This is a genomic window from Gilvimarinus sp. 1_MG-2023 (assembly GCF_030548285.1).
In genome coordinates, this window is the sequence record NZ_JAUOSC010001610.1 from 1 (window position 1) to 240 (window position 240).

Sequence of the window (240 nt, forward strand, 5' to 3'; positions counted from 1 at the left end):
GTGTACTGAACACCACGCACGGTTCAGCTCTGTTCACCCGTGGTGAAACCCAGGCGATTGTTGTGACCACTCTGGGCTCTGCCCGTGATGCACAGATGATCGACTTCCTGCACGGCACCAAGGACGATCCGTTCCTGTTCCACTACAACTTCCCTCCATATTCTGTTGGTGAAGCTGGCCGTCTGGGTACGCCAGGCCGTCGTGAAATTGGTCATGGTCGCCTTGCCCGTCGTGGTATCC

At 57.1% G+C, this 240-nt stretch carries 1 pseudogene; it reads left to right on the plus strand.

The features are described 5' to 3' along the window. Nucleotides 1-240, plus strand: a pseudogene (locus tag Q4563_RS22235) (polyribonucleotide nucleotidyltransferase); the annotation flags it as partial.